Genomic DNA, 20,279 nt, shown 5'->3' with positions numbered 1-20,279 from the left:
GATGAACGCCAGCAGGTATTAGGGATGCTAGATAGCGAGCAGTTCATTGATCTTGCACAATTGCAAATCTATGGGCGTTTACTCGATTCAGGTGTATATGTGCTGCGTATCCACGTTTTACCGGGTGTTGAAAGAGAACCGACAAGTCAGAGAACGACGGTGTTTAGTCACTCACCCGCCACGGGTACGCCCCGAACTTGTCGCAACAGGACCCGGTCAGCTGTATTGGTGGGACATCACCAAACTAGCTGGGCCGGTGAAAGGACGCCACTACGACGCATACGTGATGATCAATATTTACTCCCGCTACATCGTTGGCGTCAGTGCCGGGGCCCACGAATCGGGCCTACTCGCGCAAGAGATGATGGAGCAAGCATCCGGAATTCACGGAATACCTCGCGCCGTGCACGCCGATCGGGGCACGTCACTCACATCTAAAACCGTTGCCACGTTGCCCGCTGATCTCCACGTCACTCGTTCGCATTCCAGACCGAAAGTATCCAATGACAATCCTTACTCGCCAGGCGTGGTTTAAAACATTAAAATACGCTCCCGTGTTTCCCGAACGATTCAGATCACCCTGAGACGCTCGCGCTTTCATAAACGAGTTCGTCGACTATTACAAACATGAACACCGTTATACCGGGATCGCTGTGCACGCGCCCGCGAACGTGCATTTCGGGATCGCTGAAAACACGTTCACGCAACGATCCGAAATTCTGGCAGCAGCACGACTGGATCAACAAACCCAACGACAAAAATAGAAAAGGAGAACGCCGGCTAACTAACTCCCAATGGTCTCAAACACCTTGACAAATTCCGGCGCGCTGATCACCGTCCTGGTACTTGAGATCACGATCTCACTCGTCGGCGCGAGCGCAAGCGCGCCTCAATAAACGAGCGCACAACAAGTAGGCGTGCAAGAAAATAATGTTCAAGGAACAAGCTTCTAGAAAACTGACTCGCAGCAAGAAAGCGCGATGCCGGTGGTGGAATCCCCCGGCAGTGAAACACTGCCCGAACACGTACGTCCTCAGCTGATGGAACGCGTCACCACTCCCCACCATGTTGGGCAGCCCATCGGCGGTGGTTGGTACTTCAGTTACCTACGTGCCGCGTTGTCGTTCCCCCAGACACTGAGCCATTGCACGCATTTCACATCTTGATAGCACCCTCTGCGACGCCTTTCTCGAAGTGACGCTGGAGGGTTAGGTAAAGCACAAAGATCGGGATGGCGGAAATGATGCTGGCTGCTGCGATGTAGTTGTACTTCGCCGTGTACTGGCCGATCTGCGATGCGATTCCGACGGGTAGAGTAAACTGTTCCGTGTCCCTGAGGAGCACGAGTGCCAGGATGAACTCGTTCCAATTTACCAAGAAAAGTAAGATCGCCACAGTGGCGATGGCGCTCTTCGAAAGAGGTACGACAATACGGAATAAAATTCGCAGCTCTCCTGCCCCATCTAGCCGCGCCGCCTCATAGATCTCCCGTGGGATAGAGGTGAGGTATCCCCGGAAGATGAGAGTAGCGATTGGCAGCCCTAGAGCGACATATGCAAGAGCCAAACCGGCGTGGGAGTTGTATAGACCAAGGGTCCGCATCTGGATAAGTAATGGAACGATGAGGGCCGCTGGAGGGACGACCACGCCGAGTAGGAGGACTGTGAAGAGGGTCTCGGACCCACGGAAGCGGATTGCGGTAAATGCGTAGGCTCCGGCCAAACCGGCCACAATGGTAATTGTGACGGAGACGCTGGTTACGACAATGCTATTCACGAAGAACTGCCCTAGGGCGAACTCGTTCCAAGCGGCCAGATAGTTGTCAAACTGCGGCACAGCAGGTAAGAAGGTCCCACCGACAGTCTCAGAGTTGGACTTGAGCGAGAGGCTAAGTGCCCAACCAAGTGGAATCAGGGAAACGGCGGAGAGGAAGATGGCCAAGACGCTGAGCAAGTTGCGGTTCAGCCGGCTGAGGCGCAGATTGCTACTCGTCACGGAGGCTCACCCGACTTCTCACAAGGGCTGCCACGAATGCTAGGGCAACGATGACAATGGCCACGGCCGAAGCAGGGCCCATCAGATTGATACCGAATCCCAGTTCGTACATGTAAGTCGCCAGAACTTCAGTGGCTCGATTGGGTCCGCCCCTAGTCATAACGTAGACCACATCGAAAATGCGCAGCCCTCCGATGACGTTGAGGAGAACGACAACGGAGATGACGGGGACCATGGCGGGAATCACGACGTATCGCTGAAGCTGGAACCACTTCGCCCCATCGAGGGTGGCTGCCTCTACTAGTGACTTTGGGACTGACTGAAGACCAACGTAGAAGAGCAGCATGTCGTAGCCGGCAAACTGCCAAACCGTGGCTGCGATGATGGAGAACAGAGCCCACGAGGGATCGCCAAGGAAGAAGATGGGTGCATCGGTTAGGCCGAGTTGCATGAGTACCACATTCACGCCCCCACCCGCGCCTCCCAGGAGGTTCGACCACATCAGTCCCACAATTATTGGAGACAAGAGCACTGGTAGGAAGACCACAAACTTCAACAACCCAGTTCCTCTAACCCGGGTATTGACTAGCAAAGCCAACATGTATCCAACGACATTGAGCAGTACTGTTGTGGCCACCGTGAAGATCAGTGTGTTGACGAAGGCTCGCCAAAAGATCTCGTCTGTCAGTAGATTCGAGTAGTTGGAGATCCCAGCCCATTGAACATCAGCAAGGTCGAACCCAGTCCAGTCAGCGAGTGATGTAACGCCGACAACTATTACGGGGAGGGCAGCGAATCCTAAGAATATTCCGACAGTCGGGGCGACAAGCGCGATTCCGATTGTGGATGGGTGGTGCCTCCTTTCTGGCGTGGCCGCAGAGTCACGTGTCATCGCCCTCAGGTTAATCACTCCCTTCTCCATGTTGGCGTTGACGTGTGAATAGCGTTCTGACCAATGCGGGGTGGTCGGTCGATTTTCGACCACCCCGCACCCCAAGTTCGGGCTATTGGTTCATTGCATTCTGCATCGATTCGCTGACCTGAGCCCCGCTCTGGCTACCGTCGAGCACACCCTGCATCCCATTGAGCAGCGCCGTGTAGACGGGTGAGGTGTATATGACGCGGCTTGCAGCGTCCGACTGTGCCTCCAAGAATGAGGAGTAAAGAGGCGATGCGTCCGCAGGGGTCTCGACGGACCAAGCCGGGATGAAGTTGTACTTCGTCAGTGTCGCCTCTCCTTTGGAGTCCGTGAGGGCCCTGAGGAACGCAACGGCGCCCGTCTGGTTCTGGGCCTCCACAGGGATCGTGAACATCCGTGCTATGCCTCCGGTAGCTATCGCAGCACCGCCGGCCTCGAGCGGCGGGAATGGCATGAGGTCCCACTTAAACGCCCCCGCTACCTTTTCCTCGATTCCGCCACTGATGAAATTACCTACAGGATAGAACATTCCCGACTGCTGACCAACGAACAGGTCAAGTGCCTCGACGAAAGACGACATGGAGTTGGCACCGGGAGCAAACACGCCCGACTTAACGTAGTCAGCGACCACATCACCCGCAGCCACGAGGACCGGATCGGTCCAGGGCACTTCGCTGGCATCGGCTGCGGCAAGGGCCTGGCCTGATGGATCCGTATAAGGAAGCTGTGCGAACCAAAGATCGCCCCCTACCCACTGGTCCTTGTCTCCCACTGAGATGCCGAACTTGCCCTCAGCATCGAGTTTGGCGGCCAGAGTCTTGAGTTCTTCCGCGCTCGTGGGTGGAGTGAGACCGAAGGATTCAAACATGTCCTTGTTGTAGGCGATCTGGAGGGTGTTGAGGTCGAGCGGTAGCGCCCACTTCTGCCCTGCAATCGTCACAGCATTCATGGCGGGATCACTGAACTCAGGGAATCCATCTGCGAGGACATCATCAAGTGGCAATAGTTTGCCGCTCTCGACGATGTCTCGGAACTCTCCCGCCCATGGGATCTGCGCCACATCTGGCGGGCTTCCCGCAGCGATTGCTGCCTTCAATTTCGTGACGTAGTCGGCATACGGAATGTAGGTGATCTTGATGGTGGCCCCAGGGTTCGCCGCTTCGAAACGGGCGACGGCATCCTCGTCCACCTTCACGTAGTCACCCTCGTTGTTCCACGTCCATACCTCCACTGTGCCTGTCACTGCAGGGGACGTCGTTGGGGCGGACTCCGTATCTGTGCTTACGGTGTCTGTACTTGAGCTACCGCAGGCGGCAACAGTCATGGCAGCTGCCAATACGACCGCCACCAATGAGATCTTGTTCTTACGATGTGAATTCATGATCCTCCGATCAATCGATTGATGCCCGAATCATAAAGGGCTTAATCCACTTAATCAACCGTTTGACTAATCGTTACGCTAATGAGACATAGTGAGACATTTGGGCCTTCTTGACGGCGGTGGACCCGCCGTCAAGAACCAGGTTTATAGCGATGATGATGTGAATCTAGGAAAGTTACCATTGTTCATTGGAGTTCTGGGAGGCTGATCTGAGCAGGACATCATCCAACTCCTCACGGTCCAACGAATCCCATGGATCCACGACTTGGGGGCATTTCAGTTCATCATCGACACAGACTTGAACAAACCACCCCTACACCCCGTTCCGTGCCCTGACACGTCTCCCTGTCAGCCAGACTCGACCCAACCAAAGACTGAAAGGAGCCAGTGACGCGGTTACATCGTTCATCTGCAAAATGACCTCGCAGATGGCCCCTAAGTAGCTGTCCTATAGTCACTAACGTCTAGGTCGCGCATGGATGGGTCAATCGTTTGACACAATAGACGACTAAGGCCTATGATGCTATCGATGCGATTTCAGACTTGTGTGGAGCAAACATGTCGGTGAGCGCGTTCACCCGGGTGGCGGGGACTTGGTGCCGCCCCGCTGTAGCAGCAGCCTTCGACGAGGCTGACCACTCGTATCGCGCTTGGGCGATACTCCGTGTCGCAGACAAGGAGTGCACATGCAATTCACATTGAAGATGCCCAAGCTCGGTGACACGGCTGAAAGCGTCGTTATAGTGCAGTGCTACCGCTCCGTCGGTGACTCTCTAGTTGCAGGGGAGCCTCTTTTCCGCGTTGAGACCGACAAGGTCGAAGTTGACGTGGAGGCGGCCATGGGAGGAACACTCGTCGCGATACTTGTGGAGGAGGGCGCCGAGATCTCCACCGGAACGCCTATAGCCATCGTGGGTGAGCCATGAGCCGGTCGTATGATGCACGAGAGGAAAGATTCGGCGGATTTCTCGAGAACTATCAGCCTCGGGACACCTTTCGTCACTGGCCTGGCAAGACGATTACCGAGGCCGACGACCACATGTTCTGCCTCCTGACTCTAGCGTCCAGCCCGCTTCATATCGACGCTCACTTCGCCCAGGAGGAGATGGACTCAGGGCGCAATGTCGTCGTAGGGACCTATATCTACTCCCTGCTCCTTGGGATGAGTGTGCCGGACATCTCGGGCCGAGCCATCGCGAACCTCGGGGTGGAGAAACTCCAGCACGTTGCTCCCCTCTATCACGGAGACACCCTCTACGGGTCCTCGGAAGTCCTGTCGACCAGGGTATCTCTTTCTCGTCCCGATCGAGGGATCCTCCGAGTCACGACCACTGGTACGAACCAGGACGGCATCGTTGTCTGTTGGTTCACCCGATCTGTGATGCTGCCGCGGCTTCCTGACCGAGTGACTCCAGGATGAGCGAGAGCGACGAACAGGAAGCGACGAAAGGCTGCGGGCCGCTGCGCGGCGTACGCGTGCTGGACGTTGCGACGGTCATCGCTGGCCCGGGAGCTGCACGTCACCTCGCTGATTTCGGGGCCGACGTTATCAAGGTCGAGAGACCAGGGGGTGACAACACTCGTGGGATGGGGTGGACCATTCCCGGGGATCCAGACTCGCTCTTCTGGAAGCTCGTGAACCGTGGCAAGCGGTCGATTGTTCTGGACCTGAAGTCACCTGCGGGGTTGACTACTTTGAAGGATCTCGCGCGAACCTCCGACATCCTCATCGAAAACATGCGCCCGGGTCGCTTGGAGAAGCTCGGGATCGGACCTGAGGTACTACACGACATCAACCCGCGCTTGGTGATCCTCCGCGTGTCCGGCTTCGGACAGACCGGCCCATACTCGCAGCGTCCCGGATTCGCCACCATTGCCGAGGCTCTGTCTGGCTTCTCGGATCTTAGCGGTACACCTGGAGGAGCGCCGTTGCTCCCTCCAATCGCCTTGACTGACGAGGTCACCGGGCTCATCGGTGCCTTCGCGTGCTTGCTCGCCCTGCGTCATGCAGAGCGCACGGGCGCAGGGCAGGTTGTGGATGTTAACCTCCTAGATTCGATGATCCAGATTATGGGCCCGCTCCCCTCCGCATGGGCGCATCTGGGCTACCTGCAGCCACGGATGGGCTCCGGCATCCCTTACACGGTGCCTCGCGGTACTTATCAGTGTGCTGATGGTGTGTGGGTCGCGCTGTCTGCTTCGGCTGATTCGGTCGCGCAGAGATTGTTGAACCTGCTGGGTGTCGGGCACGACGAACGCTTCAGGGACTTCCAGGGTCGCTTCGAGCACCGCGCGGAACTTGAGCAACACACCGCGGATTGGATAGGTGCGCGGACGTCGGTCGATGTAATCGCAAGTTTCGAGGCCGTTGATGCTGCTATAGCGCCGGTCTACACCATGCGCGAGGTTGTGGAGGATCCGCACATCAAGGAACGCCGAAGCCTACGCACGGTGGACGGGATTCTGATGCAATCCGTTGTTGCCAGACTGGAATTGACGCCCGGATACGTACAAAGAGGCGCGCCGAGTTTGGGGGAACATACCCGTGAGGTCCTCGAGGAAATTCATGACCGCCAAATGGGCGACTCCAGCGCCGAGTCCTGAGCGAATGATCACAGACGGCATTGATCTGGTGGGGTAGGCTTTGCCTTCAATGAGAAGCGACCGCGCCAACCCGCCGCACTTGATTGGAGCCCGTGTGCCAGCGGGATCCAATCAATTCATCGTTCTTAGGGGCCACTAATAAACGGTGACGAGAAGCCGGCGGCTGGTCGGGCGCGGGCCACCATCAGGGACGTGGCCCGGAAGGCTGGAGTTGATATGAGTCTGGTATCTCGAGTCGTGAATAACGATCCCAAGGCGTATGCCTCGGTCGCGACACGTGAACGGATTCTCCAAGCAGTCGCTGAACTCGACTATCGTCCACACTCGATGGCCCGAGGCTTACGCATGGCCAGAGCCCACACATTGGGCTTACTCATTCCGGATCTGACCAACCCCATGTATGCATCAATCGTCAGAGGCGTTGAGTCTCAAGCGGCTGAACTCGGATACGGCGTCGTTTTCGGTAGTCACGCCGAGGGCTCACCCCAGTCAACATTCACCAAACTCCTAGAGGAGGGTCGGGTCGACGGGCTGCTAGTCGCCTCCGCGGTCCTAAAGGACTCGTATATGAGAGATGTTGCGCAGACAGGCGTGGGTCCCGTCGTCCTCGTCAACCGCCGTGTACGTGGCATCTCTTCTAGTGTGGTTGTAGACGACGACGCAGGGGCTGCGCTGGCCGTCGATCACCTGGTCAGTCTCGGTCACCGGGCAATCACAGGAGTGTTTGGACCAGCGAATATCGATACCGCCAAACGCCGCCGCGCGGGCTTCGTTCGTGCCTGCAGCAAGATGGAGATCGCAGCGCAACTTGTGGAATGGTCTTCTTGGACCGCTGAGGCCGGATATGAGGCTGGGCTCAAGGCAATCGGTGCTTCTCAGCCTCCAACGGCTATATTCGCCTCAAGTTTCATGATGGGTATGGGAGTCCTAAGGGCAGCGCATGAGTTGCACGTCTCGATTCCCGAGCAACTGTCGGTGGTCGCCCTTCATGACAGTGAGATGGCCGCCTACCTGCTACCGCAGCTCACGACGATCTCTATGCCCACGGAGAAGATGGGTCGTGAAGCGAGCAAATTGATCATCAGCATGATTGAAGGCCAACTTGGTCTCCATGTCGTTGTCAAGGACAAACCTCAACTTATCGCTCGATCATCAACAGCACCCCTGTCGCGAGACTAACGCGCACTGTCCGTGGAACGTTGCTGGCCGTTTCGGGGTGGATTTAATCAATCGTTTGACATTACGCTCCTAGGAGCCTATAGTCTGGAATCCACTATCCGATCTGTACGGAGTTCCTTTGAGCGACGAGCCGACCATCGCACGCGTCCGCGTCGCCACGGTCCGGGCTGACCTGCCAGCTCCCGTGGTGTTCGGCGAATGGATCATGCAGTTTCGCGAGTACGCAGTGGTGCGAATCGACCTGTCAAATGGTGTGTCGGGATGGTCATTCACCCTCACTCGCGATGGTGCCGTAGCTGAGCAAGTTCGCAAGGCCCTGGCTTCGGTCTACGCGAACTCACGGCTCGATGATCGCGAGCAGACATTTCTGGTTGCGCAGCGTAGGAGTCTTGCCTCCAATTCTGCTGGCATCGGGCTCAGGGCCTTGTCCCTGCTCGATCTTGCTGCATGGGACGCGGCGGCGCGGTGCGTGAACCTTCCCATTGCTGAGTATCTCGGGCACGCGGCGCAAGCCATGCCCGCAACAGCGATCGTTGGCTATCCCCCAGCGCTCATGGGCCCGGTCGAGGTCAAGGAACAGGTGGCTCAGCTCACTAGTGCGGGCTGGCGACGTTTCAAGTTGCCCGTGGCACTCACGCCGGAACTCAGCGGTGCACGGTTGCGTGCGGCGCGCAGCGCAGCACCAGATGCATGGATCGGCTGCGACGCCGCGTGGACGTACGACAACGTGGATGACGCGGTGCTGTTCTTGGAGTCCATTCGTGACGTCTCACTTGGTTGGTTCGAGGACGTGTTCCCACCGGGCGATGCGCATAAGGTTGCGGAGCTGCGGCAGCGAGGTGCCACACGAATCGCAATGGGTGACGAGCAGGGCGGATCCTACTACCCCCAAGCCTTACTGGACAACAACGCCGTGGATGTGGTCCGCGTCGACCTGACCTGTATGGGCGGCATCACGGGGGGTCGGGCAATTGTCGCTGAATGCCGGGCTCGTGACGTGGAGGTCGCGCCCCACATGTTCGCGCATGTGCATAGTCAAGTCTTCAGTGGTTGGGGCATGAACGATGCTCCTATTGAGTGGGGTGCGCCGTGGACGGGAGTCGACCCCTACGCCGACAGTCTCCAGCAGCCCTTGGTTGACTCAACTGGGCGCATGGCCCCACTCCCACAGTCCCCCGGTTTTGGAGAGCTCGTCAATCGCGATTGGATCCAGACCCAGTATCTCGACGACCCCGAAGGGATCATGAATGATTAGCGACCCCGCCCTCCCGTCTCCGGCACCCCACCCGGTCGAAGGCCCCCGGGTTCGGCGCTTTCACCACATCGGCCTCACTGTGGCGTCCCTAGAGCGCTCCGTCGCCTTCTACCGAGACGTACTCGGCTTCGACATGGTCGTCTCGTGGAACCCTCGGGCCCCCTACATCGGAACGCTCGTCGGCTACCCGGACGTCGACCTTCACGCCGCAGTGCTCGCCCTCCCCGGCTCAGATGGCAGACTCGAACTCCTCGAGTACCGCAACGCGGTATGCGAACCAGTCGACCCTGACAATGGGCGTGCGGGCGTCGCGCACATCGCTTTCTACGTAGACAGCCTCGACGACCTCTACGCGAGGCTGTCCGAGGCGGGCGTCGCTTCGGTGTCGACACCGGTGACACCTACGATCGGGCCGAACATCGGCGGACGAGCTGTCTACATGATTGATCCCGATGGCGTTCGCGTCGAGTTGATCGAGACAGGTCGCTCCTTCGACGACTTCGCACGTGAGTCGCGCTGACATGGAGTTCATGGTCCTCATCGAGAACACTTACCCGCTGGACGGTGACCCAGACGAACGAGGTCGCCTGTTCGAGGCCGAGGCCGCACGGGTACGAGATCTCGCCAGCCACGGAACGCTGGTGAAGCTATGGCGGCGCTCGGGCACACGCATCAACGTCAGCGTGTGGCGAGTATCGAGTGTCGAGCAGTTGCACGAGGAGATTGCCAGCCTCCCGTGCTACCCCTGGTTGCGCCCCACTGTCTGGCCGCTCTCGGCCCACCCAAATGACCCGTCCGTGTTATCGGAAGGAATCCACGCATGACGAAATTACGGATGCGTCAGGCGGTAGTTCACGCCCTGGCGGACGAGCTGGAATGCGATCCAACAGTCATCCTGCTCGGGGAAGACATCGGGGCGGCGGGTGGGGCGTTCAAGGCCACAGAGGGTCTTCAGGAGCGTTTCGGTGAGCGCCGCGTCCGAGACACTCCCATCTCGGAAATGGGCTTCCTCGGAGCCTCCGTTGGTGCGGCCGCGACGGGGCTTCGCCCTGTAGTCGAGATGATGTTCGTTGAGTTCATCGGTGTGGCCCTCGACCAGTTGACGACCCAAGCGGCCTCGTTCCGCTACTTGTCGCGCGGGTCCTACGCAATGCCGTTAACGCTACGGGCGGCGGTCGGTGGCGGTCTGGGGTTCGGTTGCCAGCACTCGCAAATACTTGATCATTGGTTCCGAGGAACTCCAGGGATCCACGTCGTGATGCCAAGCACTCCCCAGGCAGCCTACGGGCTGCTGCGCGCCGCAATCAGGAGCGACGACCCCGTCGTCGTCCTTGAGCACAAAGCCCTATACGGCGAGCGAGGCGAAGTCGAACTGGGCGACGCGGGAATTATCCCATTGGGTCGTGCTGCCACCGTTACCACGGGCACGGACGTCACGATCGTCGGCCTCGGCCGGACGGTTCATACGGCCGTGGCCGCCGCCGCCGGCGCCAACTGGACGGCAGATATCATCGACTTGCAGACCATCAAGCCTTGGGACCGCGCATGTGTGCTCGAATCAGTGAGCAAGACGAGACGACTGGTCACTGTTGAGGAGAACTCGGCACCCGCCGGATGGGGGGCAGACATCGTCGACACCGTGGTGGGAGAACTGTGGGGAAACCTCAGCGCTCCGCCGCACCGCATCACGGCGCCACACATTCCGATTCCCTACGCGCAAAGCCTCGAGGATCGGTACATCCCCAATGCAATCTACGTTCACGAACAGGTCACGACTCTGCTGGACACAGGCAGACGACCGGCACCCTGGTGGGAGGGGCGAGTCTGATGAGCAAGCAACTGCAGAGGCGTTCTGAGTTGAGCACTGATCTGGGTCGGTGGCTGCGCATGGTTGAGATTCGTGCTGTTGAAGAGTGCATTCAGGGGCTCTACACCGACGGGCACGTGCGCGGAAGTACTCACCTCGCGAATGGACAAGAGGCAATTGCCGTTGGAATCGCAAGCATCATCCGAACGACCGACACAGTAACCTGCACTTATCGCGGCCACGCCTTTGCTCTAGCTCTGGGGATTTCTCCTGAGGCCGTGCTGGGTGAGATCTGCGGGAGGGCGATCGGCTGCGCGGGTGGCGTAGGGGGCTCAATGCACCTGAGCGACCGCACCGTAGGACTGATGCCCACTTTCGCCATCGTAGGTGCAGGCGTCCCGGTGGCCCTCGGCGCCGCCCTTACCGCGCAGACTCTAGGCACCGATGACATCGCAGTGGCCGTATTCGGTGACGGTGCTTCCAACATCGGTGCGATCCACGAGAGCATGAATCTCGCCAGTGTATGGAAGTTACCGGTTGTCTTCGTAGTCGAGAACAACCTGTACGGCGAGTACTCGGCTCTTCGCACGACAACGCCCACCGACGACCTCGCAGTCCGCGCCGCCGGCTATGACATACCGTCTCTGATCATTGACGGACAGGACATAGATGTGGTCAGGGCGTCTACAATTGAGGCCGTCGCCCGTGCTCGCTCAGGTCAAGGACCGACGCTGATCGAGGCGAAGACGTACCGTTACAGCGGCCATTCGCGTTCAGATCCGGCCACCTACCGTCCTGACGGAGAGCTCGCACTCTGGATGGCGAGGGACCCCATCGACATTGCATCCAAAGCACTGTCAAGCACAGTGATCGAAGCGAGGAGAGCCGCGGTCCTGCGGGATGTGCAGGAGGCTGTGGCCACAGTCCTGCGGAGCCCCCCACCGGAGTTGTCGGCGGCCTTCGAGCACGTCACATCGACACTGGGCCCGGATGCCTGATGAGATCGCGAGCCATCGCGAACTGGACGTGAGGTCGGGGCGCTGCATGACGCCGGCGTGGTATCGAGAGCACACTGATCATCAAAGGTCCGCATTCACGATGTGAACTATTCGGAGTCGATCCTGATGTCCTGAGCCGGGCACGCATCCTCGGCATCCTGGATCGCCTCAAGCAGGTCGCCCCGAACAGCAACTGATACGACAACGACCGCACCATCGGTAGGCAACTCAAAGACCTCAGGAGCGAAGTAGCAGCACTGACCGTGCCGCTGGCATACTCCAGCGTCCACGCTGACTCGAACACGCATCGAAACCCCTCCCCGAGAACGGGTCCAACCCTCATTTGCTCCGTGCCACTGTCGATAGCCGGTACGGTGCCGCCGTCGCGACTATCGACAGTGTGAGTTAGGAACCTAGTTGTGCTGCCGAGGGATAGAACAGTGGTGCGCCGGATACCCCGAGTTTCCCCCGCGTCAAGTGCCACCGACCTAGGTTGGGGACCACGAGCGTGTCCAAGCCAGCACCCATGAACACGGCATTTGTGGGTGCCGCGAGCGTGACTCCTTGGGGGTCGCCCGCCAGGATCTCTAGGCCGCCATCCGCAGACCAGCGGTAGATTAGGTCAGGTCGGTAGCACGCGATGATGAGTGAACCGTCTGCCGCCACCGCGATCCCGTCGGGCACGGCAAGTCCGAGGTCACACAACTCCGTCCTTTGCCCAGCTGTGCCGTCTGGGTTGATCGCCATCTCCGCGATTGCACCCCGGGGTGAGCTCTCCACGTAGTAGAGCCGATCTCCCGCCGGATCCACCGCGCAGCCGTTGGGGAAGTTCGTTGCCAGCTCACTGAACACGGTGAGGTTAGCTCCCGGACGCTTGACCCATATCCAGCCATTACAAGCGTTCCAATCGCCCGAGTCGGTCAGGTAGTAACTCCCGTCCGGTCCGAAGGCACCCCAGTTCGGTACTTCCAGCGGCCGATGATCGAGGCCGACGAGCCACTTCTCTATCGACCCGTCAGCCGGGTCGTATCGCCAGACGCACTTGTGGGCATTGTCGATCGCATAGATACGTGAATCGGCGTCGCAAGCCAGACCCAGTATGAAGCCGCCGGTGTTGGCCACCTCTACCGGGACATCGTCGACGATGCGGTAGATCTGTCCTGCTTCGCCTCCGACATAGATAACTCCGTCAGGTGTGACAGCGATCCCCTCGGCGTGGTCGACTCCCATCCCAAAAATCTCGAGGCTATCCAGGTTGACTGGGGTATTCGTCGTGAGCATTCGTCCTCCTTCTCAGAGTTTCTTGACAGCGGTGAACCCGCCATCGACAACTAGATTTATACCTGTGATGTAGTTGGCTTTGGCGGAGCATAGGAACACCACTGCGTTCCCGATGTCCTCAGCTGTGCCGATCCGTTTGAGCGCATTGGCCTGCTTGATACTCTCGATCACTTCAAGGGCCTCATCAGTCTCATACGAGTCGAAGTTGCGTGTGAGCATGGGGGTGTCGTGCGTTCCGGGCGACACTGAGTTTACGCGAATGGCGTCCACCCCGACCTCGAGTGCAAGCGTTCGAGCAGCCGCGATGACCCCGGCCTTGGCAGCCGCATACACGACACATCCCGGGAGACTGTGCGTCGCCTGAACGGAGGATGTGAAGATGATGCTGCCCCCGCCGCGATTCCTCATCGCGGGGATTGAGTGTCTGGCGCAGATGAGGGCACCGCGCAGATCCACTCCGATGAGGAAATCCATGTCCTCGTCCGAAGTCGTCTCCAGGGTCTTGTACCGCTCCACGCCTGCGTTCGCATGCATGATGTCAAGTCCACCGAGTCGATCCACTGTAGTCGACACGAGTCGGGCAACCTCCGAGGATTGCGAGATATCCGCCGCGATGGCCACCGCCACTCCCCCGGATTCGACAATGCTCATCGCCACCCTGTCCGCCTCGTCTTGGTGGATGTCATTGACGACTACCGACGCACCCGCCTCTGACAGGCATCGGGCTGAGGCCTCGCCAAGCCCTGAACCAGCGCCGGTAACGATCGCAACCTGACCTTTGAGTTCTTGGCTCATCATTCCTCCTTCTGTTCCTCTTGCATGAGTCTGGCCAGTCCGTCCCGACCGGTCGCCGCTTCCACCACGAATCCGAACTCGCTGCTCGACCCCGGCGGGAGTTCTTGGACCAGTCCCTCACTACGTTCCACGTCTCGGCCCCTCACCCCGCAGTTGGCCGGCTCAATCCCAGTCAGATACATCCCAGGCGCCATGTTCCGCCACTGCCACAGGCGCGGCATCTGTCGCTGATCGACGCTGACTCGAACTCCAATGCCGTCGCATGGAGCGAACGACGAGTTGAGAACCGTCGCGTGGGCCGGTGATGGCCATGTCTTCATGACGTGCTCGAATACCTGCGGGGGTGCTCCACTTGACGGCTCAGCACCTACCGCCCACTGGTTGAGCGCCTGCGTCGCGAAGTCGTCTCGTGGAAGTACAGCCTCGGAGTCGATCACTACGCGGGAAGCAGGTGACATGACCGGGTACCCGATGTTGAGATGGTAGAGAAGCATCAGCGGCTCGGGGCGAGAACCCTGATTCGTAATCCGGTCACGAACCTCAATTCGAGGTCGGCCAAGGGAGATCCGAATCGTCCTATCGGTCAGCAGATTCGGCCCGAATACCGAGGCATGGCGGATGAGCCCCCGAATGCTGATGACTTCGTCATCCGCATTCACATCGATGCTCACGCGGCTGGCAGGGGTAGCCGCGTGCCGCCCGTGAAGTCCGTAATCACGCCCCGCATCAGTGCAGTCCGGACCGACATTGTCTGGCCCGCAGGTCACCATGAGTCCTCCGCCGAAGGACTCCAGCCATGGTCGTCCTGACGCTGTCGCAGCACTGGGGAATCCCACGCTAGAGCGCCAGTCCAGAGGGAATCCCTGATACCACGCGGGACCGAGGTCCAGTCCTCGGTCAGGGAGAATCCGACAGTGGATTCCCCCCATGGGCTGAACATCGATGACGCGGTAGCCGGCCCCCGGTCCATCATCGACAACAGACGATGAGACAAATCCGATCTGGTCCAAGGAGCCGGCGTAGGGCAGTGCCTGAGTAATCATGGTCAATGCAGTCCGCGCGGTCGAAGTGTCACTTGGTCACGCGTAGCTGCGACTCTCAGCACAATGCTCAGTCTCGGTGACACCACCTTGTGAGACATATGCCCCTCCAGACTAGATGACCCCAACGGTAGAGGCGAGATGCTCGTCCACCCGTATCACTTATCAGCGGCAACTGAGGCCCCCTTTAAATCGGAGCCTAAGTGCACCCCCGGGCCTTGTCAACCGTTTGACTAAAATCTCTTGTCATCTGTTATTTGAGTGATGGTTAGCCAACTATTTGCGAGGTCAATCTCGGTCGGCACCGCCTCCGTTTTGCCGTCGGCTGATCGCAGTTGAGGCGACGGGGCATACCGGGGGAACGAACTTGCTGAGAGTACGAGGAGAACCATGGCGGCGCTGTCGGGCACCACTGCCGTGTCGGCCAGATCAATGACAACGTAATTCTGCTTTCCTACGAGTACGGCGCCGTCTACAATTAAGGAGCTGCGACCGCCGCTGCGAACTTGAACCAGCGAAGCATGGATATCCGCGAGGTCACTACTGCTTTTCACACAGAGGGTCAGTGATATCGGTCCGACGAATGCTCGGGCGGTTGCCTGCCTTGGCAGTCTTAGGATCAAGCAGTTTGGGTGGGTAAGGATTCGCTCACAGTCGACTGGGCCGACTTCATGGTTTGCGTATGCTCCCGGCATCAGCGTGGCGCCGCCTACACTCGGCACCAGGTGATCAGGGTCGAGGCGCAGGGTCGCCATGGCGGGAGTCGTCGGAGTACCCCTGCAGTCTGACAAATTAACGTCGACACTCTGAGCGGGACCTGGGGGCCACTCGTCCAGTTCAAGCCAAGTGTTGCGGCCCATGAGGAAAGCTCGTACTTCAGGTCCCGAGAGCTCCTCGGCACTGCTGGCGGCGAGGAGAAACTGAGCGTGCAAGCCTGAAAGGTCGATGGCATCCGCGCTCGCTTGGGCTCCAAACGACTGGTTCGGGTAACTGCCCAGTGTGGACACGTGAGCCCAGGGGCCGATGATAAGCCTCGGCCGATGGTTCGCTTCGCGGAGTGCGTGATATGCGCGAATTGATCCGCGCAGGAACACGTCGAACCATCCGGCCGTTATGAGAGCGGGAACTGGTTTGGATGGCCGCCATCCTCGCATGGGCGATCGTGTGTGCTTGTTCCAATAGGCATCGCGATCCAGGTGATCGACCCACTGACGATACGTTGGAGCGAGTGCGTCTGCCGGAGCGCCTAGGTGTGACATGTTGCGGTACCCGGTGTGCACTAAGTCATCCACCATTTGCCGGATACGTGGAGCGTCGGGGCTGCCCGGGACTCTTGTTGATTGGGTCAAGGCTATGGCCTGAAGATGCCACCATTTGGCCGTTCCCAGTTCAAAGACGCCCTGCCGATAGGCCCAGTCGAGGTACAGATCCAAAGGGGCAAACTGGGGGCAGATCGCTGAAAGCGTAGGTGTTCTAGCCGAAAGCGCTTGATACTGCAGAAACCCGGAGTAAGACGGTCCCGCCATGGCTGGTGGCCCAATAGCCCATGGTTGCTGTGAAACCCAGGCGAGTGTGTCGATCGTGTCTGACGGCTCTCTCAAGAATGGAGAGAAATCGCCTTCCGAGGAGCCTCGGCCGCGGACGTCCTGGATCACCAATGGGATGCCCTCATCCATCATCCGCAAGGCGTCGAGGGGGCGTGCAATTGGATGGAGACCGCGAGAATACGGCGTCCTGACAATGAGCGGAGCACAGCGGATTTGCTCGGGAAGCCACAGGTCAAGGGTCAGAGCCGTTCCGTCTGGCAATGCTTGTCTAATCCCGCGCTCAACGCGGATAGCCATCTCGGTTAGAGGGCCAGTTTGGCGGATAATCCACCGTCGACCGTGATCGTACTGCCCGTGATTCCGGTGGCAAACCGACTGCCGAGGAAGAGAATGACGTCCGCAATCTCGCGGGGTTGGAGCACTCGTCCGATCGGATGGCTTTCTCCCCACTTGCGGATTGCCGCCTCGGGGTCATCGGGTGACCGCGAGGCGGCGCTCGCGCGAAGCATGGGGGTGTCTACTGAACCTGGCAGCACCGCATTGACCCTGACCCCGCGGCTACCGAGATCCAGTGCCACAGCCCTTATCGCAGACACAAGTGCGCCCTTGGTCGCTGCGTATCCACTGACCATTGGCGCAGTGACGTTCGCATGCACGGAAGAAACCGCCACGATCGAACTAGAACCGGCAATCATCAGGGGCAGCGCCGCCTGCACCATGTTGAAGAAGCCGTAGACGTTGGTTTCCATCATCGCGGCGAGATCCTCGTGAGACATCGATCCCACGTCGCCGTGCCGCGCAATCGCGGCATTGCTCACCACGAGGTCAACATGGTCATTGGTGCTCGAAATCTGAGCAAAGGACCGAGCCACGTCCTCGCGCACGGAGACATCCGCGGCGATCCACTGAACTCGTGATGACTCCAACCCATCGGCGTCGTGGAGATCTCGTATTAAGCCGTACGTCGTCACTCCGGCATCCGCGAGTTGGGAAGCAGCCGCCCATCCAACCCCAGTCGCAGCACCCGAGACAACCGCAACCGATCCGTGACTGTATCCGAACGCGGACGCCGCTGAGAAGACGTCAGTTGATGAGATATCCACCGTCAACCTGAAGCAGATGTCCGGTCACCATAGAGGACGCACTAGAAGCAAGGAAGATCGCTGGCCCAACGACTTCGGTCGGCAGCCCACGACGGCCGATGGGTGTTCGAGCCATGATAAATTCGCTCGTAAGGCTCACCACGTCGTCCGACGCCCGCACCAAAGGGGTATCAAATAGGCTCGGGGCGATGGCATTGACGCGCACTCCCCGTGAGATCCATTCGAGGGCGAGGCTGCGGGTCATCTGAGCAACCCCCCCCTTGCTTTGAAGATAAGCCGTGGTCTGAGGGTACGCGACCGAAGACCCAATGGAGGCAATATTGATGATGCTCCCCGCACCCTGATCGAGCATACGGCGACCGAAGACCTGGCAGCTCAGGAATGAGCCCTTCAAGTTAAGCCCGATAATACGGTCGTATACGTCCTCGGGGAAGTCCTCAGCAGGAAAGCGGGCGGATGTTCCAGCGCTATTGACGAGAATGTCGACTCGGTCGAGGGTGGCGCTGACCGCTTCGAGAGTCCCGCGTACGGTCACATCCGCGTCCACGGCCTCCGCACTGCCACCGATGTCACGAATGCCCGCCGCCACGTGTTCGGCGCCATCAAGATTGACGTCGGCCACAATCACCCGGGCACCGGCCTGCGCCAATCCACGAGATATCGCGTCACCCAGACCACTGCCACCTCCGGTGACCACGGCAGTGCGTCCGCTGAGATCGAAAAGGTCGGCGACGTAGTCCGGTGCAACAGATGGGTCAGTATCGATTGGCATGATTGATCCTCCGAGCTTGGTTGAGGGTTGGTGGGTTATCGGCGAAGTTCGAGCTTAAGCGACTCAAGCCCGCGGAATGTCATGTTGCTGCGGTACCGCTCGCTGAAGGATGGCGCAAGACGCGTTCGAGGGAAGCGAGTCGTGAGATGCTGCAGCACGATGGGCGCTTCCAGTCGTGACAGCGCAGCACCCAAGCAGAAGTGAACCCCCGCGCCGAACGACAGGTTGGCATCCCGTCGGCGGCCTATGTTAAACGACTCTGCGTCCTCGAAAACGGCTTCGTCGCGATTCGCCGATCCAATGAAGCCGAGGACCGACTGGCCCTTCTTCACCTTGATGCCTTGGAGTTCCACGTCTTCGCGCGCGACCCGCCTGATCCGCTGCACTGGACCGTTGAACCGCAACGTCTCCTCCACGGCCGCTGAGGCAAGGCCCGACTCGCTGGTCACGAGGTCCCACTGATCAGGGGCCCGAAGCAACTCCAGGGTCAGACTGCTGAGCAAGTTCGCCGTGGTCTCGTGCCCTGCAAAGAGTAGGGTCACGCATGTGCTGATGAGCTCGTCGTCAGTCAGCGCGTCACCGTCTTCCGACTTCTCAACGAGAAGCGACAAGAGGTCGTCCTTGGGATCAAATCTCGCACGGGCGATGAGGCCGCTCAAATATTCACGGAACGCGATCAGACTCTGCTCCTCTTGGAGAGCCAACTCCATCTTGGGCGCCCCACTACCGACAAAGGCAACAATGTCGGCGCTCCATCCCTCGAAGAGTTCCGTGTCCTCGACCGGAGCACCCAGAAGAAGGGCGATCATCGTGGCTGGTAGCGGATAGGCGACTTCCGATACCCAATCGATCGTGGATCCCTCAACAAGCCCGTCGATCAACTCGCTGCTGAGTCGTTCGACCTGCTCACGCATAGCTTCAATTACCCGGGGGCTGAAGCTGCGCTGCACGATGCGCCGAAGACGCGTGTGCTCAGGCGGATCCGTGTTGGATACCACCTTCGTGCCGTAGTGCCGGTAGACGTTTGGAAGGGATGAATTGGCCTCCTTGGGAAGTTGCCCGAGATATCGCGACTCCCAACCACTGCTGGAGAACAGCTCGGGATGGCGGAGCATGAAAGCGACGTCCGCGTGCCGCGTCACCAGCCACTGAGACCACGCCTCGCACCAATAGATCGGGCTATGATTACGCATCTCGCGATAGACGGGCCAAGGGGACTGGAAAAATTCCGGCGAGGTCAGACTCGCTTCGAAGTCACTCGCTGAACTAGCCATCCAACCCATCCACCCCTTATACGTTTATCACTGATGGTATCGCTGCTTAGCAGAGAAGTCAATCGTTTGATGTCTCTAGGGTGTGCGACGCAAATGTAGGTGCTCGAGGGTTTGAACGTGGTTTGTGGGAGTCTAGTTGTGTTAACAACAACCAGATGGAGATACGGACTATGGACGCATCACTACCCGTGACCTGCCCCCAGTTACTGTGCCATGGTCTTTGTTAGTCCTGGGTTGTTGTAGTGCCAGTTTAGCGTGAACTCATCGGGGGTCATGTAATTCAGTGATGAGTGGGGTCGATATTTGTTGTAGTTTTGTCGGTAGTCCTC

Annotated in this window: 21 protein-coding genes and 1 pseudogene; 10 read left to right on the top strand and 12 right to left on the bottom strand. The window is 59.0% G+C overall.

The features are described from left to right. Window positions 1–734: pseudogene (locus ACESNG_RS17470) on the top strand (transposase); the annotation flags it as partial. Between the two features lie 421 nt (window positions 735–1,155). Here the strand turns inward: ACESNG_RS17470 and ACESNG_RS17465 are convergent. The 3 genes from ACESNG_RS17465 to ACESNG_RS17455 form a co-directional block, all read right to left on the bottom strand. After that, window positions 1,156–1,995 carry a carbohydrate ABC transporter permease gene (locus ACESNG_RS17465; RefSeq protein ID WP_373070031.1) on the bottom strand — a complete coding sequence of 280 codons (840 nt, stop codon included), beginning with the start codon at window positions 1,993–1,995 and terminating at the stop codon, window positions 1,156–1,158. Then, entirely contained in the window at window positions 1,985–2,917 is a 933-nt protein-coding gene (locus tag ACESNG_RS17460; protein WP_373070029.1) for a carbohydrate ABC transporter permease, read from the bottom strand. Before ACESNG_RS17460 ends, ACESNG_RS17465 begins: the two co-directional genes overlap by 11 nt. 82 nt (window positions 2,918–2,999) lie before the next feature. Further along, entirely contained in the window at window positions 3,000–4,295 is a 1,296-nt protein-coding gene (locus ACESNG_RS17455; RefSeq protein ID WP_373070027.1) for an ABC transporter substrate-binding protein, read from the bottom strand. Between the two features lie 686 nt (window positions 4,296–4,981). Here ACESNG_RS17455 and ACESNG_RS17450 point away from each other — a divergent pair. The 9 genes from ACESNG_RS17450 (at window position 4,982) to ACESNG_RS17410 (ending at window position 12,138) form a co-directional block, all read left to right on the top strand. Beyond that, a complete protein-coding gene (locus tag ACESNG_RS17450) occupies window positions 4,982–5,221 on the top strand; it encodes a biotin/lipoyl-containing protein (RefSeq protein ID WP_373070025.1) in 240 nt (79 codons plus the stop codon). After that, window positions 5,218–5,715 carry a MaoC family dehydratase gene (locus tag ACESNG_RS17445; RefSeq protein WP_373070023.1) on the top strand — a complete coding sequence of 166 codons (498 nt, stop codon included), beginning with the start codon at window positions 5,218–5,220 and terminating at the stop codon, window positions 5,713–5,715. The genes ACESNG_RS17450 and ACESNG_RS17445 overlap by 4 nt, the downstream gene beginning before the upstream one ends. Beyond that, the gene (locus tag ACESNG_RS17440) at window positions 5,712–6,899 is read left to right on the top strand and encodes a CaiB/BaiF CoA transferase family protein (RefSeq protein ID WP_373070021.1); all 1,188 of its coding nucleotides are present in this window, start codon (window positions 5,712–5,714) and stop codon (window positions 6,897–6,899) included. The genes ACESNG_RS17445 and ACESNG_RS17440 overlap by 4 nt, the downstream gene beginning before the upstream one ends. Window positions 6,900–7,091: 192 nt before the next feature. After that, window positions 7,092–8,078 carry a LacI family DNA-binding transcriptional regulator gene (locus ACESNG_RS17435; RefSeq protein WP_373070019.1) on the top strand — a complete coding sequence of 329 codons (987 nt, stop codon included), beginning with the start codon at window positions 7,092–7,094 and terminating at the stop codon, window positions 8,076–8,078. Window positions 8,079–8,196: 118 nt separating this feature from the next. Then, complete coding sequence (locus ACESNG_RS17430) at window positions 8,197–9,333, top strand: enolase C-terminal domain-like protein (protein ID WP_373070017.1); 1,137 nt, start codon at window positions 8,197–8,199, stop codon at window positions 9,331–9,333. Next, window positions 9,326–9,853, top strand: a complete 528-nt coding sequence (locus ACESNG_RS17425) for a VOC family protein (protein ID WP_373070015.1) — start codon at window positions 9,326–9,328, stop codon at window positions 9,851–9,853. The genes ACESNG_RS17430 and ACESNG_RS17425 overlap by 8 nt, the downstream gene beginning before the upstream one ends. Window position 9,854: 1 nt before the next feature. After that, window positions 9,855–10,157 (top strand): muconolactone Delta-isomerase, encoded by a 303-nt coding sequence (locus tag ACESNG_RS17420; RefSeq protein ID WP_373070013.1) that lies wholly within the window; start codon window positions 9,855–9,857, stop codon window positions 10,155–10,157. Then, window positions 10,154–11,161: an alpha-ketoacid dehydrogenase subunit beta gene (locus ACESNG_RS17415; RefSeq protein WP_373070011.1), complete on the top strand. Its 1,008-nt coding sequence runs from the start codon at window positions 10,154–10,156 to the stop codon at window positions 11,159–11,161. The genes ACESNG_RS17420 and ACESNG_RS17415 overlap by 4 nt, the downstream gene beginning before the upstream one ends. A 59-nt stretch (window positions 11,162–11,220) precedes the next feature. Next, window positions 11,221–12,138, top strand: coding sequence for a thiamine pyrophosphate-dependent dehydrogenase E1 component subunit alpha (locus ACESNG_RS17410; RefSeq protein WP_373070009.1), 918 nt, complete (start codon window positions 11,221–11,223; stop codon window positions 12,136–12,138). 107 nt (window positions 12,139–12,245) lie between these two features. On the opposite strand, the gene ACESNG_RS17405 is transcribed toward ACESNG_RS17410, so the two are convergent. The 9 genes from ACESNG_RS17405 to ACESNG_RS17365 all read right to left on the bottom strand — a co-directional run. Further along, window positions 12,246–12,446, bottom strand: a complete 201-nt coding sequence (locus tag ACESNG_RS17405; RefSeq protein ID WP_373070007.1) for a ferredoxin — start codon at window positions 12,444–12,446, stop codon at window positions 12,246–12,248. 97 nt (window positions 12,447–12,543) lie between these two features. After that, on the bottom strand, window positions 12,544–13,419 hold the full coding sequence (locus ACESNG_RS17400) for an SMP-30/gluconolactonase/LRE family protein (protein ID WP_373070005.1): 876 nt from the start codon (window positions 13,417–13,419) through the stop codon (window positions 12,544–12,546). Between the two features lie 12 nt (window positions 13,420–13,431). After that, a complete protein-coding gene (locus ACESNG_RS17395; RefSeq protein WP_373070003.1) occupies window positions 13,432–14,214 on the bottom strand; it encodes an SDR family NAD(P)-dependent oxidoreductase in 783 nt (260 codons plus the stop codon). Beyond that, on the bottom strand, window positions 14,214–15,257 hold the full coding sequence (locus ACESNG_RS17390) for an aldose 1-epimerase family protein (protein ID WP_373070001.1): 1,044 nt from the start codon (window positions 15,255–15,257) through the stop codon (window positions 14,214–14,216). Before ACESNG_RS17390 ends, ACESNG_RS17395 begins: the two co-directional genes overlap by 1 nt. 230 nt (window positions 15,258–15,487) lie before the next feature. Continuing rightward, entirely contained in the window at window positions 15,488–17,098 is a 1,611-nt protein-coding gene (locus tag ACESNG_RS17385) for a CocE/NonD family hydrolase (RefSeq protein WP_373069999.1), read from the bottom strand. Window positions 17,099–17,103: 5 nt separating this feature from the next. After that, window positions 17,104–17,904 (bottom strand): SDR family NAD(P)-dependent oxidoreductase, encoded by an 801-nt coding sequence (locus ACESNG_RS17380; RefSeq protein WP_373070035.1) that lies wholly within the window; start codon window positions 17,902–17,904, stop codon window positions 17,104–17,106. Then, window positions 17,885–18,676: an SDR family NAD(P)-dependent oxidoreductase gene (locus ACESNG_RS17375; RefSeq protein WP_373069997.1), complete on the bottom strand. Its 792-nt coding sequence runs from the start codon at window positions 18,674–18,676 to the stop codon at window positions 17,885–17,887. The genes ACESNG_RS17380 and ACESNG_RS17375 overlap by 20 nt, the downstream gene beginning before the upstream one ends. Before the next feature lie 35 nt (window positions 18,677–18,711). Further along, window positions 18,712–19,791 (bottom strand): cytochrome P450, encoded by a 1,080-nt coding sequence (locus ACESNG_RS17370; protein ID WP_373069995.1) that lies wholly within the window; start codon window positions 19,789–19,791, stop codon window positions 18,712–18,714. Window positions 19,792–20,153: 362 nt separating this feature from the next. After that, window positions 20,154–20,279, bottom strand: a 126-nt coding sequence (locus ACESNG_RS17365; protein WP_373070033.1) for an integrase core domain-containing protein, incomplete at its 5' end; no start/stop codon positions are given.

Origin of the sequence: Gemmatimonas sp. (genome assembly GCF_041689975.1) — a bacterium.
In the GTDB taxonomy this organism is placed as follows: Bacteria; Gemmatimonadota; Gemmatimonadetes; order Gemmatimonadales; family Gemmatimonadaceae; genus Gemmatimonas.
The sequence above is the reverse complement of the archived record's forward strand: the minus strand, read 5'-3'. Positions and strand labels throughout refer to the sequence as shown.

Bases quoted from the DNA above. Each gene is read 5' to 3' on its own strand.
- ACESNG_RS17460 (WP_373070029.1), bottom strand. From the start codon at position 2,917: ATGGAGAAGGGAGTGATTAACCTGAGGGCGATGACACGTGACTCTGCG.
- ACESNG_RS17455 (WP_373070027.1), bottom strand. From the start codon at position 4,295: ATGAATTCACATCGTAAGAACAAGATCTCATTGGTGGCGGTCGTATTG.
- ACESNG_RS17450 (WP_373070025.1), top strand. From the start codon at position 4,982: ATGCAATTCACATTGAAGATGCCCAAGCTCGGTGACACGGCTGAAAGC.
- ACESNG_RS17445 (WP_373070023.1), top strand. From the start codon at position 5,218: ATGAGCCGGTCGTATGATGCACGAGAGGAAAGATTCGGCGGATTTCTC.
- ACESNG_RS17440 (WP_373070021.1), top strand. From the start codon at position 5,712: ATGAGCGAGAGCGACGAACAGGAAGCGACGAAAGGCTGCGGGCCGCTG.
- ACESNG_RS17425 (WP_373070015.1), top strand. From the start codon at position 9,326: ATGATTAGCGACCCCGCCCTCCCGTCTCCGGCACCCCACCCGGTCGAA.
- ACESNG_RS17420 (WP_373070013.1), top strand. From the start codon at position 9,855: ATGGAGTTCATGGTCCTCATCGAGAACACTTACCCGCTGGACGGTGAC.
- ACESNG_RS17415 (WP_373070011.1), top strand. From the start codon at position 10,154: ATGACGAAATTACGGATGCGTCAGGCGGTAGTTCACGCCCTGGCGGAC.
- ACESNG_RS17410 (WP_373070009.1), top strand. From the start codon at position 11,221: ATGGTTGAGATTCGTGCTGTTGAAGAGTGCATTCAGGGGCTCTACACC.
- ACESNG_RS17405 (WP_373070007.1), bottom strand. From the start codon at position 12,446: ATGCGTGTTCGAGTCAGCGTGGACGCTGGAGTATGCCAGCGGCACGGT.
- ACESNG_RS17400 (WP_373070005.1), bottom strand. From the start codon at position 13,419: ATGCTCACGACGAATACCCCAGTCAACCTGGATAGCCTCGAGATTTTT.
- ACESNG_RS17395 (WP_373070003.1), bottom strand. From the start codon at position 14,214: ATGAGCCAAGAACTCAAAGGTCAGGTTGCGATCGTTACCGGCGCTGGT.
- ACESNG_RS17390 (WP_373070001.1), bottom strand. From the start codon at position 15,257: ATGATTACTCAGGCACTGCCCTACGCCGGCTCCTTGGACCAGATCGGA.
- ACESNG_RS17385 (WP_373069999.1), bottom strand. From the start codon at position 17,098: ATGGCTATCCGCGTTGAGCGCGGGATTAGACAAGCATTGCCAGACGGA.
- ACESNG_RS17375 (WP_373069997.1), bottom strand. From the start codon at position 18,676: ATGCCAATCGATACTGACCCATCTGTTGCACCGGACTACGTCGCCGAC.
- ACESNG_RS17370 (WP_373069995.1), bottom strand. From the start codon at position 19,791: ATGCTCCGCCATCCCGAGCTGTTCTCCAGCAGTGGTTGGGAGTCGCGA.